Origin of the sequence: Halobellus sp. Atlit-38R, assembly GCF_003665925.1 — an archaeon.
Taxonomy (GTDB): Archaea; Halobacteriota; Halobacteria; order Halobacteriales; family Haloferacaceae; genus Haloquadratum; species Haloquadratum inordinatus.
On record NZ_QXIJ01000331.1, the window covers coordinates 1 to 457 of the forward strand.

Annotated in this window: 1 protein-coding gene; it reads right to left on the minus strand. The window is 59.1% G+C overall.

Translation table 11 applies throughout. The annotated features are described in order from the left end of the window. The coding region (locus tag D3D02_RS19675) for a winged helix-turn-helix domain-containing protein (protein WP_147435789.1) at positions 1-214 on the minus strand (214 nt) is incomplete at its 3' end. Positions 215-457: the final 243 nt, after the last annotated feature.

Here is a 457-nt window from a genome sequence, read left to right on the forward strand (position 1 = left end):
CGACCGCGCCCTCGTCTTCCAGTCGGGAGAGCGCGTAGCGGACGGTTCGCGGGGGCAGAAGCGACTCCTCGGCGATTTGGCTCTGGGTGAGCGTGTCCTCGTAGTCGAGAATCTTCGCGACCAACTTGGCGCTCGGGGGCATGTCCCGAACCGACGCCCAGCGGTCGTCTGCGTCGGGTTCGGACTCGCGTTCGACTGCTTCCGTAGTGCTCATCGTACGATACACCAAGCAATGCTATTAGATAATATTTGCTATCCAGATTTATTACTGATGGGAATTTGTGTGACACGCGTCAGACTCGTCATCCGGGCGGCAGACGCCCCCTAGGCGGCGAATCCCTCACACACCCGAAGCCTCTTATGAACCTGCACCCTATGCCGGATGATGACCGATACTGTGGACGACGTCGATCTCCCCTACGATAAGGACTCGGCGTCGCAGCAGGAGAAGATCACC